The 12,990-nt window shown below is 67.7% G+C and carries 12 protein-coding genes; 3 read left to right on the top strand and 9 right to left on the bottom strand.

Annotated features, from left to right (window positions below):
* Nucleotides 1-50: 50 nt before the first annotated feature.
* From LTV02_RS23580 to LTV02_RS23565, 4 genes are all read right to left on the bottom strand, one after another.
* On the bottom strand, nt 51-665 hold the full coding sequence (locus LTV02_RS23580) for an urea amidolyase associated protein UAAP2 (RefSeq protein WP_233033882.1): 615 nt from the start codon (nt 663-665) through the stop codon (nt 51-53).
* Entirely contained in the window at nt 662-1,432 is a 771-nt protein-coding gene (locus LTV02_RS23575; protein WP_233033880.1) for a DUF1989 domain-containing protein, read from the bottom strand. The genes LTV02_RS23580 and LTV02_RS23575 overlap by 4 nt, the downstream gene beginning before the upstream one ends.
* Nucleotides 1,433-1,512: 80 nt before the next feature.
* Entirely contained in the window at nt 1,513-1,650 is a 138-nt protein-coding gene (locus LTV02_RS23570; RefSeq protein ID WP_233033878.1) for a hypothetical protein, read from the bottom strand.
* A gap of 35 nt (nt 1,651-1,685) precedes the next feature.
* Complete coding sequence (locus tag LTV02_RS23565; protein ID WP_233033876.1) at nt 1,686-3,230, bottom strand: amino acid permease; 1,545 nt, start codon at nt 3,228-3,230, stop codon at nt 1,686-1,688.
* A 185-nt stretch (nt 3,231-3,415) separates the two neighbouring features.
* Between LTV02_RS23565 and LTV02_RS23560 the strand changes: the two genes are divergently transcribed.
* Complete coding sequence (locus LTV02_RS23560; protein ID WP_233033874.1) at nt 3,416-4,081, top strand: TetR/AcrR family transcriptional regulator; 666 nt, start codon at nt 3,416-3,418, stop codon at nt 4,079-4,081.
* On the opposite strand, the gene LTV02_RS23555 is transcribed toward LTV02_RS23560, so the two are convergent.
* Both LTV02_RS23555 and LTV02_RS23550 read right to left on the bottom strand, forming a co-directional pair.
* Nucleotides 4,078-5,595 carry a TerD family protein gene (locus LTV02_RS23555; protein WP_233041680.1) on the bottom strand — a complete coding sequence of 506 codons (1,518 nt, stop codon included), beginning with the start codon at nt 5,593-5,595 and terminating at the stop codon, nt 4,078-4,080. The two genes, LTV02_RS23560 and LTV02_RS23555, sit on opposite strands and share 4 nt — an antisense overlap.
* 208 nt (nt 5,596-5,803) lie before the next feature.
* A complete protein-coding gene (locus tag LTV02_RS23550) occupies nt 5,804-7,537 on the bottom strand; it encodes a thiamine pyrophosphate-dependent enzyme (RefSeq protein WP_233033872.1) in 1,734 nt (577 codons plus the stop codon).
* A gap of 159 nt (nt 7,538-7,696) precedes the next feature.
* Here LTV02_RS23550 and LTV02_RS23545 point away from each other — a divergent pair, with 159 nt between their 5' ends.
* Complete coding sequence (locus tag LTV02_RS23545) at nt 7,697-9,349, top strand: MFS transporter (protein ID WP_233033870.1); 1,653 nt, start codon at nt 7,697-7,699, stop codon at nt 9,347-9,349.
* Nucleotides 9,350-9,423: 74 nt separating this feature from the next.
* The gene (locus tag LTV02_RS23540) at nt 9,424-10,392 is read left to right on the top strand and encodes an alpha/beta hydrolase (protein WP_233041679.1); all 969 of its coding nucleotides are present in this window, start codon (nt 9,424-9,426) and stop codon (nt 10,390-10,392) included.
* Between the two features lie 42 nt (nt 10,393-10,434).
* Here the strand turns inward: LTV02_RS23540 and LTV02_RS23535 are convergent, their stop codons facing one another.
* From LTV02_RS23535 to LTV02_RS23525, 3 genes are read right to left on the bottom strand one after another with little or no spacing between them, the layout of a single operon-like run.
* Nucleotides 10,435-10,830: an NUDIX hydrolase gene (locus LTV02_RS23535; protein ID WP_408639253.1), complete on the bottom strand. Its 396-nt coding sequence runs from the start codon at nt 10,828-10,830 to the stop codon at nt 10,435-10,437.
* Nucleotides 10,763-11,926: a hypothetical protein gene (locus tag LTV02_RS23530; protein ID WP_233033866.1), complete on the bottom strand. Its 1,164-nt coding sequence runs from the start codon at nt 11,924-11,926 to the stop codon at nt 10,763-10,765. Before LTV02_RS23530 ends, LTV02_RS23535 begins: the two co-directional genes overlap by 68 nt.
* A complete protein-coding gene (locus LTV02_RS23525; RefSeq protein ID WP_233033864.1) occupies nt 11,923-12,864 on the bottom strand; it encodes a metal-dependent hydrolase in 942 nt (313 codons plus the stop codon). The genes LTV02_RS23530 and LTV02_RS23525 overlap by 4 nt, the downstream gene beginning before the upstream one ends.
* Nucleotides 12,865-12,990 lie beyond the last annotated feature (126 nt).

Below are 12,990 nucleotides of genomic sequence, written 5' to 3'. Positions count from 1 at the left end.
CGAATCCTGCTGTGCCACCGGAGTTTCCGAGAGTTGCGGAAGCATGGTCGTCATCGGGTCACCACCATGCGCACCGGCGTCGGGTCGAAACCGTTGCACGGGTTGTTGATCTGCGGGCAATTGGACACCAGCACCAGCGTGTCGATTTCGGCCCGCAGCGTGATGGTCTTGCCGGGCGCGGACAGCCCGTCCACGATGCCGAGCGTCCCGTCCGCCTCCACCGGCACGTTCATGAACCAGTTGATGTTCGACACCAGATCCCGTTTGCCCAGGCCCCATTTCATGCCCTCGGCGAGGAAGTTCTCCACGCACGCGTGCTGATGCCGGGTGTGATGCCCGTAGCGCAGGGTGTTGGACTCCTGCGAGCACGCGCCCGCCACGGTGTCGTGATTGCCGACCTCGTCGGCGACCACCGTCATCAGGGCGGTGCCCGCATCGGTCAGCAGCGTGCTGCCGGTGGTCAGGAAGATATTGCGCTGCGCGGTCACGGTGGCCTGGGCGCTGTAGCGGTCGGCGTGGTCGGCGGCCGCGTAGAGCAGGCAGTCCACGGCCTGATTGCCGTGCAGATCGATGATCTCCAGCTGCTCGCCGGCCCGCACCACCGCCGACCAGGGGGCGTTGGCGGGGACGGTCTCGTCCAGCACGACCGTGCGGGTGGTGATCATACGAGGGCCTCCAGGGTCCGTGCGGTCCAGTCCTGCTCGGTGTTCTCCACCGCGCGCAGATACTCGGGATCGGAATTGTGCTGCTGGGCCAGTGCTTCCGGATCGGCCCAGGCCACGACGTCCAGTTCGGTGACCGGGGCGGGATCGAGCGGATGCGGTGCGTTGGCGACCAGCAGGGTCACCGGCAGGTGAATGATCAGCTCGACGGCGGCCCCGGCTCCGGCGCTGCCGGTGGGGGTGAGCCCGCCGTCGGATTCCACCCGCGCGCCCCGGAAGAACGTCACGCTCGGGCCGATATCGCGCGGCTCGAGACCCTGCTTCGACCCCGCCATGCGCAGCTGCTGCCGGGCGAGCGGCGAAGGGCCGCACAGGGTGTCGTGGTGGGTGGAGGTGTCGCCGACGATGGTCGCCAGGATCCGGCCTTGATCGGACAGCAGTGGATGGCCGGGGCCCAGGTATGCCTGCCACGGCACCTTCACGGTGTCGGCGACATTCAGCCGCTCCCAGGGTGATCCGTCACGCAGCAGGAGCAGATGCGCACAGGCCGCGCCCGCCGGATCCGACAGTCGTATCCGGGTGCCCCGGGCGAGTACGACGTTGGCGTAGCCGCCCGACGGAATACGCTGTGCGAAAGTGATTTTCGCCGAGTCGATGCCGTCCGGCAGTGCCGGGCCGGTGATGTTCGCGGCCGCAGCCTGTGACCGGGCGTGGGCGCGGGCCGCGCCGGTGTCGGCGGTGCCGGGCTGGCTGTTGGCTGTGCTGGTCATGGGGCTCCCTGCGTTGGGTGCTGGTCTGGGGATCGGGTGCGTGTGGATTCCGGCTGAGCGCACGCCGGAAGGACGGAGGGTCACGGGCTGAGTTCGGTCCGGGGGCCGAGCCCGCCGCGATTTCGCCAGCGGAGGTAGCCGCGCCGCAACAGGTCGGCGAGCAGCATCGCCAGTTCGGGGCGTCCGCGCATGCGGTAGTCGGGGTCGAGCTCGGCCATCGGATGTCCTTGTGTTCGAGGCGATTGCGAATCGATCAGGCGGGCTGAACCGCGGCTTCGGTGACGGCGGCGGTGCGGGCCGGCGTGACCAGGCGGTGCACCACGACGCCCACCAGCACGGTGGCGATCACGAAAAGCGGTGCGGCCCAGAGCATCCACCAGCCGCCGCCGGCGGGGGTGTAGACCTCGGCGCGCGGCCAGGCCAGATTGATCGCCATGGCCAGGCCCCACACCACCGCGACCGCGTTGATCGGAATCCCGTAGCGGCCCAGCGAGAACAGGCCCTCGCCCTGCGCGGCCGGATCGTCGGCGGGCCAGCCCTTGATGCGGCGGACCAGCAGCGGCACGGTGACCAGCAGGTAGGCGAGGTACAGCGTGACGATGCAGACCGAGGCCAGGGTGGCGAAGATGGCGGCATTGCCGAGGTTCAGCACCAGCAGGCCGATGCCGAGCGCGCCGATCACCACGGCGGGCCACACCGGGGTGCCGAAGCGCGGGTGCACGGCGGCGAGCTGCTTGGCGAAGGGCAGGCGGCCGTCGCGGGCCATGGAGAACATCAGGCGCGAGCCGGCGGTCTGAATGGCCAAGGTGCACACCGTGATGGCGCAGGCGACGCATGCCAGCACCACCTTGCCGGCGGGGCTGTCCAGCTTGGCCTCGATCACGTAGGCCAGGCCGCCGGTGCTCAGCGAACCGTCGCTCAGGCTCGGCGCGGCCATCAGCGCGCCGATCAGGATCAGGCCGCCGCCGAGCGCGGAGACCGACAGGGCGGTGAGGATGGTGCGCGGGGCGACGTGGCGCGGGTTCTTGGTTTCCTCGGAAAGCTCACCGGCGGAATCGAATCCGACCATGACGTAGGCGGCCATCAGGCCGGAGACCAGGAAGGCGGCCCAGTACGGTCCGGGCGCGGCCTGATCGGTTTCCAGCACCACGCCCGGTCCGCGATCGGTGTGGGTGAAGAACACCGCGATCACCGCGAGCACGCCGATGATCTCGATGGTGACGCCGAGCGAATTGATGCGCGCCATCCAGTCGATGCCGACCACATTGATCAAGGTGGTGACGATGAGCAGGACGCTGCCCAGGATGACCGCGTTCACAGCGCCGTCGTGCGAGGTCAGGGCGCTGTCGGTGCCGTAGAACTGGAAGCCGCTCCAGATCGAGGGCAGCACCACCTGCAGGGCGATGGCGGCCGCGGCGGCGGTGACGATCTGAGCGATGATCATCATCCAGCCGGCGAACCAGCCCACCAGCTCACCGGCCAGATGCCGGGACCACTGGTAGATGCAACCCGAGATCGGGTAGCGGGCGGCGAGTTCCGCGAAGTTGAGGGCCACCAGGAACTGGCCGGCGAAGACGATCGGCCAGGTCCAGAAGAAGGCCGCGCCGCCGAAGGAGTAACCGAGACCGAAGAATTGGAAGATGGTGGTGAGGATGGAGACGAAGGAGAAACCGGCCGCGAAGGAGGCGTAGCGGCCGAGTTTGCGGTGCAGGACGGGCTGATAGCCGAAGCGTTCGAGGTCGGCGCTGTCGGCGGAGATAGACGGATCGGGGGCGACGGAGTCGAGGGTGGCGGCCATGGGGGGCCTTTCGGCGAGCGGCGAATATCTATCGCTTGAAAGTTTTGCGTTCGCGATCGCTCGGCCGGTTATGGCGATGTATCCGTTGGATGGCGGGGCGTAACTTCTGCGTTGCCTGAGTTTCTATCGGATGACAGGAATCTCACGGCCTGGTGAAAGGCGGTGGGATCCCGGGGTGGTACAGAATGAGGGGCGTGACCCAAGTCGGACCCGGACGCCCTCGCCTGGAACCTCGCCGCCGGGCGGGACAGACCCCGCGTGCGGAGATCCTCGATGCGGCGGCGGAGTTGTTCACCGCTAACGGGTACGGGAACACCTCGACCCGGATGATCGCGGACGCGGTGGGGATCCGGCAGGCTTCGCTGTATCACCACTTCTCGGCCAAGGACGACATCCTGGATGCGTTGCTGGCCGAAACCATCACCGGGGCATTGGAATTGGCGGAGCGGCTGGCGGGCGTGGCGGAGCCGGCGGTGGTTCGGTTGTACGCCTTGGCTTCCTACGACGTGCGTCAACTGTGCACTGCGCGTTGGAATCTGGGCGCGTTGTATCTGCTGCCCGAGCTACGCGGGGAACGGTTCGCGGTGTTCCGGGAGCGGCGGAACGAGCTCAGGCGGCATTACGAGCGCTTGGCGGCCGCCGCCATCGTGGAATCCGGGAATCAGGGGGTGCCGGGGGTCGAGCTGCTGCCGTTCCGGATGGTCGAAGCGGTGATCAGCATGCGGTCGGATGAAGGCGGCGCGCCCGAATACGCCGAGCACCTCATTCCCGACGCCCTGCTGCAACTACTCGGCAGGCAGGGCGATCGGGACGAGATCCGCAGGGCGGCGGGCGCGCTCGGGGCGGACTAGCTCTTACCCTTCGAGGTGCCCCACTTCAGACCCCAGTGGTAGGCCTGATCGACCGCCATCTTGCCCCAGAAACGGTGCCCGTCCGGCGGGCGCACGAAGACGCCCTCGCGGCGCACCACCAGCTCGCCGTTCACGTTCTCGATCAGCGCCAGCACCATTTCGCGCGAATCGTCCACGCAGCCGCTGACTTCCATCTCGATGGGCGGCGAATTGCGCGGGTACAGGGTGGCGGTGGCGTGCACGCCGCGGAAGTCCTGCGCGCCTTCGTAGAGCGAGGCGAACACCAGGATGCGCTTGAACTTGGCGGTGTTGTCGAGGTTGATGGACAGGTTCTCGCCCGCCGCGTTCGCGCCGGTGCGGTCGTCCTTGTCCAGTTCGATGAACGGGGCGCGGTGCAGATTGCCCATGGTGTCGAGCGGGCTGACGCAGCCCTTCGAACCGTCCGCCAGCTCCCAGAAGCAGCACAGATCCAGGTCCAGGCCGCCGTTGCCGCCGCGCTTGCGACCGAACAGGCCGCCGGTCGCGCCGGGGACCATCCAGTTCAGATTGACCCGCATGATGCCGCCGGTCGCGCCCTGCTTGGTCAGCGAGACCGCGGGCGCTTCCTTGGTGAGGGAGATCTTGCCCAGGTTCACCGGGGCGCCCGGGGCCGCGCCGGGTGTGGGCGGCGGGAACTGGCCGGGCTGACCGTATTGCCCCGGGGGAGTGGGGAACTGGCCCTGCTGCGGCGGGGTGAACGGCGGCGGCTGCTGGTTGTAGCCCTGCGGTGCGTAATTCGGCGGAGGCGGCGGCGGATACGCCGACTGCCCCGGCTGCTGACCGTAGGGCGGTGGCGGCGGGGCGTAACCCTGTTGCGGCGGAGGGGCATTGAAGCCCTGCTGCGGCGGGGAAGCGTTGTAGCCCTGCGGCGGCGGGGGAGCGTTGAAGCCCTGCTGCGGGGGCGGCGGGTTGAAGCCCTGCTGGGGTGCGGGGGCGGCCTGCTGCGCGGGCGTGCCGGGGTCGTCGACGGTGATACCGAAATCCGTTGCCAGCCCGGCCAGTCCGGACGAGTAACCCTGGCCGATGGCGCGGAACTTCCAGGCGCCCTGGCGGCGGTACAGCTCGCCGAGCACGAACGCGGTCTCGGAAGTGGCGTCGGTGCTGTCGAATCGGGCCAGTTCGGCGCCGGAGGCGGCATCGAGCACGCGGACGTGCAGGCCCTGCAATTGCGCGAAGGTGCCGCCGTCGGCCGAGGCGGCGATGACGATCGCCTCGATCTGCGGTTCCACCTGGGCCAGGTTCACCGTCAACGCGTCGATGGTCTGCGGGCCCGGGCGCTTGCCGTCGTGGCGGACCGCGCCCGAGGCGTGGGCGGGCTGGTTGTAGAAGACGAAGTCGCTGTCGGACCGCACCTTCCCATTGGCCAGCAGGAGCGCCGAGGCATCCGCGTCGGGTCGCCCGCCGGGGCCGGCCTGCCACCCCAGCTCGACCCGGACCGCGGTCGCCGCAACCGGAACGTTGGAACCCTTCATCATCGACACGCACTCAAACGTATCCGAAATGACCAACTCTCGGGGCTCTCAGGGGCAAGCCCCTGAAACCCCTTTCGGGAGGAAGAGGGCTCTCGGGCAGGTGTGCCCCGGCAGGTGCCTCTCGGGAGGAGGGGGCTCTCGGTAGGTGTGCCCGGCAGGTGACTCTCAGGAGGAGAGGCCTTCCGGGACACGGGTATGCCAGGCGGTGGGCTCAGAGGAGGCGGATGTTGTGGGTGGCGGTGGCTATTACGTCGTCGAGGTCGCCGTGGAGGGTTTGTTTGGCCATGCTGAGGGTGAAGCCTTCGGCGGTTTCGGCGGGGACGTGGCCCGGTAGGGCCAGGGCGTATTTGTCGACGAGGACGTCCAGGACGACGGGCCCCGTCTTGTGGGACAGGGCTGCTCGGACGGCGGAGCGGAGGTCGCCGGGGTCTTCGACGCGGATGCCTTTGGCGCCCATGGCTTCCGCGACCTTGGCGAAGTCGGGGTTCTGGAAGTCGGTGCCGAAGGGGACGAAACCGGCTTCCTGCTGCTCGATATTGACGAAATCGAGCATGCTGTTGTTGAGGACGACGTGCACCACGGGGGTTTTGCGTTGCACTTCGGTGAGCAGGTCGCCGAGGCCGAGCATGGTGAAGCCGCCGTCGCCGCACAGGGCGATGGTCTGGCGGCCGGGGAAGGACAGCTGCGCGCCGAAGGCATTGGGGGAGGCATTGGCCATCGACGCCCAGGAGAACGAGCCGAACAGGCGGCGGTTCGGTCCGTAGTGGATGTGCCGGGCCGCCCAGATCACGGCGGTGCCGGTGTCGGCGAAGAACAGCGCGTCGTCGGCCGCTTCCTCGTCGAGGATCGAGGCCAGATATTCCGGTCGGATCGGTTTCAGGTCGGGACCTTTGGTGACGTAGTGCTGCATGCGTTCGACGAAATGCTCGGTCTCCTTGACGCATTTCTTCAGGAAACGATCGCTCGACTTGGCCCGCACCAGCGGCAGCAAAGCCTGCACGGTGGTCCGCACATCACCGATGACCGCCAGTTCCAAGGGAATTCGCCGTCCCAGATGCTTGGGTTTGCGATCCACCTGAATGGTCTTGACCTTGCTGTGCGGCAGGAAGTTCGCGAACGGGAAGTCGGTGCCGAGCATGAGCAGCACATCGCATTTGTTCACCGCCTCCCAGCACCCGCCGTACCCGACCAGCCCGGTCATACCGACGGCATTGGGATTGTCGTATTCCAGCCACTGCTTGCCCTTGAGGCTGTAGCCGACCGGCGCGTTCAGCTTGAACGCCAGCTCCCGCACCTCCGCCCCGGCCTCCGCGCAGCCGTCACCGCCGAAAATGGCGATCTTGCTCCCGGCGTCGATGAGATCGGCCATGGCGCGCAGGTCCTCGTCGGCCGCGCGCGGCACCTTGGTCGATGGAACGGCCACGCGCAGCGCGGTTTTCGGCGCGTCATGGGTCGCCACGTCACCGGGCAGGGAGATCACCGTCGGCCCGCGATCGGCGATGGCCACCGTCACGGCCGTGCTCACCACCTGATGCAGCTGCCCCGCGTTCACGATCCGCCCGATGTACAGGGCGGCGGCATCGAAGAACTTGTACGGGTTCAATTCCTCGACGGTGCTGGTGTCCAGCAGGCTGGTCTCGCTGTCGCCCGCCACCGCGATCACCGCCGCGCCCTCCTTGCGGGCATCGAGCAGGCCGTTGATCAGGTGCGTCACGCCCGGACCGGCGGTGCCGCAGACCGCGACCGGCCGCCCGGTGAGCACCGATTCCGCGACCGCCGCGAACACCCCGTACTCCTCGTGCCGGACGTGCACGAATTCGATCTCCCCATTGCGGCGCAGGGCGTCGATGACCGGATTCAGGGCGTCGCCCACAATGCCGTAGCAGCGCCGGACCCCGGCGGAAACCAGCATCTCCCACAAGCCATCGGCGACGTTCTTGACCATGGTGCCCCTCTCGTGAAAGTGGAGAGCAAACATGTAGCAGCGTCATAAATGTCTGGTTATCGGTAGACTCTACCGGGTTCCGCGAGCCTTTCTCAGAAGTCGGCGAATGTGCAGCACCATGGTTCTGGACGGCTGTCCTCGAGCAAGTGGGAGCAATCGATGACCGAAACAGGGCCCGAAGTTCCGGAACTCGGGCGCAAGAAGTGGATCGCGCTCGGAGTCCTCGCGCTGGGGCTCTCCATGGTGGTGCTGGACGGCACCATCGTCGCGGTCTCACTGCCGGTCATCATCGACGACCTGAACCTGAATTTTACTCAGGCGCAATGGATCACCAGCATCTACGCGGTGGTGCTGGCGGCGCTGCTGATCACCAGCGGGCGGCTCGGGGACCGCCTCGGGCGGCGCAATATCTTCGCCGTCGGCGTGCTGATCTTCCTCGCCGGCAGCGTGCTGTCGGCGGTCGCGACCAGCGCCTGGCCGCTGATCCTGGGCCGGGTGGTGCAGGGCATCGGCGCGGCCGGGGTGATGCCGGGAACGCTGGCCACCATGAACGCCATCTTCCGGGGCCGGGACCGGGTCATCGCCTTCGCGGTGTGGGGTTCGGTCATCGCCGGCGTGGCCGCCATCGGCCCGCTGGTCGGCGGCTGGCTGACCACGTACTACACCTGGCCGTGGATCTTCCTCGTGAACATCCCGCTGGGCGTCGTGGTGCTGATCGGCCTGGTGCTGTTCGTGCCGGAGACCCGCATGGGCAAGGCCGCGCCCGGGCTCGACGTGGACGGGTTCCTGCTCAGCGCAGCCGGTTTCGCGCTGCTGGTGTTCGCGCTCATCGAAGGCCAGACCTACGGCTGGTGGAAGCCGCTGCGGGAATTCCCGCTGGCGGGCTGGACCTGGCCGGACACCGCCCCGATCTCGCCGGTTCCGGTGCTGCTGGCGCTCGGCCTGCTGGCGCTGGTGCTGTTCCTGCGCTGGGAGAAGCACCGCATGCTGATCGGCCGCTCGGCGCTGCTGGACCCGGCGCTGTTCGATATCCCCAGCTTCCGATGGGGGAACATCACCGCGTTCCTGGTCGCGCTCGGCGAATTCGGTCTGCTGTTCGTGCTGCCGCTGTTCATGGTGAACGTACTCGGATTGTCCACGCTCGGAGCGGGTTACGTGCTCGCGGCGATGGCGGTCGGCGCGTTCCTGGCAGCCGGCGTGGCCGAAGGGCTGGTGCGCAAGTACGGGCCGGTGCGGGTGGTGCAGCTCGGCCTGGCTTTCGAGGCGGTCGCGGTGGCGGCGGCCGCGCTCTTCGTGACCCCGCACATCTCCGGCTGGTGGCTGGCGGTGCTGCTGGTCGGCTACGGCGTCGGCCTCGGGATGGCGTCCGCGCAGCTGACCGGCACCGTGCTGGCCGATGTGCCGCCGCAGCAGTCGGGTCAGGGCTCGGCCACTCAGAGCACGGTGCGGCAGGTCGGTTCGGCCTTCGGCACCGCCGTGCTCGGCGCGCTGCTGTCCGCGGCGCTCGGCCAGGATCTGGCCAAACGCCTGGCCGAGGTGCCGGATCTGCCGCAGAAGGCCGCCGACGCCGCCGAGACCGCCACCCGGGAATCCGCGGGCGGGGCGATCGCCGGGCTGCGCGCGCACGACGGCGCCGCCGCGGTCGTGGACGCGCTGTCCAGGGGCTTCACCGACGCCACCCGCACCACACTGCTGGCCGCGGCCATCTTCCTGCTGATCGGCCTGGCCGCCGCCACCCGCATCCCGAACAAGGGCGTGGCGGCTGCCGAAAAGCCGGGTGACACGCCGGAGCCCAAGAGTAATACCCCCTGAGGCACAACAGGATTGGCGCGGGTTCGGTACCTTAACCTGTGGGAAAGGTGGGAGGTACCCGGGTGGACATCGCAATGCGGTCCGGAAAACAACGCGCGCTGCGCAAGGCCGTCACCGTGCTGGCCAGCGCGCTACTGCTGTCCTCGGGCGGCGTGATCGCCTCGGCGGCACCGGTTTACGCGCCGGTCAAGCAGACGCCATCGGGTGGCACCCAGGACCTGTGGGTGCCCTCCAGCATGGGGAACATCAAGGTCCAGGTGCAGTGGGCGGCGCGCGGCGGCAGCTCCGCGCTCTACGTGCTGGACGGGCTGCGCGCGCCCGGCGACCACAGCCAGTGGACGACCGACACCGACGCGCTGCGCCAATTCGCGGGCGACAATGTGACTTTGGTGTTCCCCGTCGGCGGGCACTCCAGCTTCTATACCGACTGGTACCGCGCGAGCAGTACCAACGGCCAGACCACCACGTACAAGTGGGAAACGTTCCTCACCCGGGAATTGCCGGACTATCTGGCGGGTTTCGGCGTCTCCCGTACCCAGAACGCCATCGTGGGCGCGTCCATGGGCGGCAATGCCGCCATGATCCTCGCCGCCTACCACCGTGACCAGTTCAAGTTCGCCGGGTCCTTCTCGGGCTACCTGAACCCGACCTTCCCGCTCTGGAACGAAGCCATGCGCGCCGCCATGTGGGACGAGGGCAAGTTCAACGTGGACGATATGTGGGGTCCGAGCAGTAACCCGGCCTGGAGCCGCAATGACGCTGTCGCACAGGCCGAAAGGCTGCGCGGACTACCGATGTACGTGTGGTCCGGGAACGGTGTGCCCACCGCGGCCGACCTGAGCAATACGGTCGTCAACACCGTGAACGCCATGGGTCTGGAAGCCATGACGCTGACCGCGTCCCAGATCTTCCAGAGCCGGCTGGCGGCGCTGGGCATCAGCGCCCGGGTGGAACTCGGCGCGGGCACCCACACCTGGCCCTACTGGCAGCAGGCCCTGGCCAATGCGCGTCCGATGATCCTGGATGCGTTGAACGCGCACTGAACTCGAAGGCGAGGCGGCTCGGCGGGCGGGTGAGACCGCTCCTCAGTCGATGAGCTCCAGTTCGTGCAGTCGCTGGAACACCAGCAGCGAACCCGGCGCGACATGCGGCATGTTCGCGTATTCGTCCAGGGTGAACCAGCGCAGTTCGGCGATCTCACCGGAGGGCCGCGGCTCTTCGGTGAGATCACCCAGATAGCAGGTCATGTGCAGGCGGGTGCCGGGCGCGTGCCCGTACGCCTCGGCTTCGAAGATCCCCAGCTCGGTCACCCCGACCGTGCCCACCCCGAGTTCCTCGCGAATCTCACGGTGCAGAGCCGATTCCGGGGTCTCGCCCGGATCGATCTTCCCGCCCGCCATGTAGAAGACGTCCTTACCGGTGGACCGGGTCTGCAACAGACGACGGTCCCGGATGTGTGCCAGTGCCGCGGTGCGAATCACCCGGCACAGTGTAGGCCGCCGCCACGACGGCGATGGCGACCGCGTAGCAAGCCAGGACGTACCAGAGGTTCCCGATCGGATCGCCCGCGCTGGTCACACCGTCCACGGCGGCCAGGAAGTCGGGCAGTGCGGTGGCCCACAGCAGCGCGAAGACGACCAGGTACAGCACGCTGTAGCCGAGCATGACCGGATCGGAGTAGCGCGGCACGTCCCCGGTCGCCGCGCGCAGCCGCACCCACTGCCGGTACAGCAGCGGAACGGCGGCCACCGTGATGAGCACCAGCTCGGCCGCGTAGAGCACGCCGCGCACGGTATCGCTGCCCGCGCCGAACACGGTCGCCGGGAGCGGCAGCAGGAAGGTGCCGACCGAGGCCAGCAGGCCGATCACGATTGTGCGCCAGGTCAATTCGAGCCCGGTGAGCCGCCGCCCGCCGTCGGCGTGCCGGCCCACCATCCAGTACACGCAGAACGCCAGCGACATCGGCCACAGCGCCGCGAACACCACCACGCTGCCGGTCGGCACCGAATCGAACATGGGCAGGTTCAGAGGGTTCGTGGTCGTCCACTCCCACCAGCGCAACTGCGGGCCGAGATGATCGAAGATCTCGTAGAAGGCGTGATGCACGAAGCCCACGCACACCGCCCCGGCGAGCGCGCCGTACTGCCGGAAAACGCCCAGGGTGCGGACGATTTCGTAGGCCACGGTCGCCATGAACGGATAGATGGCCACGATGTAGAGCGGCAGCCGGCCCCACAGGAAGTCGACCGTGAACACATTGTGCGCGAACATGGTGTCCACCTGGTCCTCGATACCGAAGGCCGCCGGAAAGTACAGCGGCGGTTCGATGATGAACAGGTAGGCGGTCGCGCCGAACCACAGCGCCAGATTGGTCGGATCGCCGTGCCGGCGCCACCGCACGACGGCCAGCGCCAGGGCCAGGATCGAGCCCACGATGATCGTGAGCTCCAGCACCGGCAGCGTCCAGTTCTCCAAGCCGAACGGATTGCGGAACTCGATCAGCCCGCCGGCCTCTTCGCACGAGAAGCCCAGGCGGGTCGCGAGTTCCGAGAAGGTGGTGGCACAGTGCTCGCTCATGATTTCGCTCCGGAGGTGAGCAGCGCGTCGGTGGCGTACCAGTGCGCGACGTCGTGACCGGCGGCGTAGCGATCGAACCAGACGTCCGCGAGGGCGGGCAGGTTCTCGTGGGCCGGATCGTGTTTCGGCAGTTGACTGCGGATGATGCCCTTGAGCGCGATCAGCTGCTCACCCAGCGGCAGGTCGTCGAACGCGCGCGTCATCGGCCCGAAATCGGGGGTGCGCAGCCACGGCAGCCATTTGCTCAGGGCCTTCTTGTTGCGGTACGTCCCGAACATGGAGAGCGAGTCGATCCGCCGATCCTCCAGCGGCACATGCTCGTTGAAGCCGGCGCAGGCGATCCGGATCACCTTCAGCACGTGCGCGAAGATCGACGGCGCGACCCGCATCCGGTACAGGTCGCTGCCCACCACCGAATCGAAGATGATCAGCGCCGAACTGCGGTGCTCCACCTCTTCGACGAAATGCCAGATGAACAGTGACGCCACCCGGTCGTCGCCGGGCCGGAACAGGCTGGCCTCGTTGTCGAGCATGAGCTTGAACACCGAGGTGAAGGTGGCCTCCAGATCCGCGGTGTAGGCCAGCCGGTACTTCAGCGGCTTGTGCTCGGTCAGCGCGTCGAACTCCGCGATCACCGCGTCGAGGGTGTCCTGCAGGCCCGGGTACCGCCGGATCAGCGCCCGCACGTGCTGGCGGTGCGCGCCCGAATGCTGCCCCTCCTGCCGCATGAAAGCGTCCGCCTCGTCGGCGACTTCGGGGTCGGTGATCTGCGGCTTCAACTGCAGAATCATCTTCACGATCATCTTCTCGAAACCGATGGCCAGGAACGACACCGCATTGGCCATGCTCGAGAAGGCCGGGTTGGTCTCGTTCCACAGGAACGGTACGTCGTGGTCCTCGAACGCGAAATCCATCTTTCGCACAACAAGATCCGTCATTTTCGGCGATACCTCATCTTCCGGAGGCGGGCTGGTTCCGGGTGACCATACAAACATACATGGCTATGTACAAGTGTATGATTACAATCGCGCAGGTAGCGGGCGAATCCCGTGGCGGATGAGCGG

It is taken from the genome of Nocardia yamanashiensis (assembly GCF_021183565.1).
GTDB classification, from domain to species: Bacteria; Actinomycetota; Actinomycetes; order Mycobacteriales; family Mycobacteriaceae; genus Nocardia; species Nocardia yamanashiensis.
The sequence above is the reverse complement of the archived record's forward strand: the minus strand, read 5'-3'. Positions and strand labels throughout refer to the sequence as shown.

Excerpts from the sequence above, each read along its gene's own strand:
- LTV02_RS23530 (WP_233033866.1), bottom strand. The coding sequence starts at position 11,926 with ATGAGCGAGCACTGTGCCACCACCTTCTCGGAACTCGCGACCCGCCTG.
- LTV02_RS23550 (WP_233033872.1), bottom strand. The coding sequence starts at position 7,537 with ATGGTCAAGAACGTCGCCGATGGCTTGTGGGAGATGCTGGTTTCCGCC.
- LTV02_RS23570 (WP_233033878.1), bottom strand. The coding sequence starts at position 1,650 with ATGGCCGAGCTCGACCCCGACTACCGCATGCGCGGACGCCCCGAACTG.
- LTV02_RS23560 (WP_233033874.1), top strand. The coding sequence starts at position 3,416 with ATGAGGGGCGTGACCCAAGTCGGACCCGGACGCCCTCGCCTGGAACCT.
- LTV02_RS23575 (WP_233033880.1), bottom strand. The coding sequence starts at position 1,432 with ATGACCAGCACAGCCAACAGCCAGCCCGGCACCGCCGACACCGGCGCG.
- LTV02_RS23525 (WP_233033864.1), bottom strand. The coding sequence starts at position 12,864 with ATGACGGATCTTGTTGTGCGAAAGATGGATTTCGCGTTCGAGGACCAC.
- LTV02_RS23545 (WP_233033870.1), top strand. The coding sequence starts at position 7,697 with ATGACCGAAACAGGGCCCGAAGTTCCGGAACTCGGGCGCAAGAAGTGG.
- LTV02_RS23580 (WP_233033882.1), bottom strand. The coding sequence starts at position 665 with ATGATCACCACCCGCACGGTCGTGCTGGACGAGACCGTCCCCGCCAAC.
- LTV02_RS23540 (WP_233041679.1), top strand. The coding sequence starts at position 9,424 with ATGCGGTCCGGAAAACAACGCGCGCTGCGCAAGGCCGTCACCGTGCTG.
- LTV02_RS23555 (WP_233041680.1), bottom strand. The coding sequence starts at position 5,595 with ATGATGAAGGGTTCCAACGTTCCGGTTGCGGCGACCGCGGTCCGGGTC.
- LTV02_RS23565 (WP_233033876.1), bottom strand. The coding sequence starts at position 3,230 with ATGGCCGCCACCCTCGACTCCGTCGCCCCCGATCCGTCTATCTCCGCC.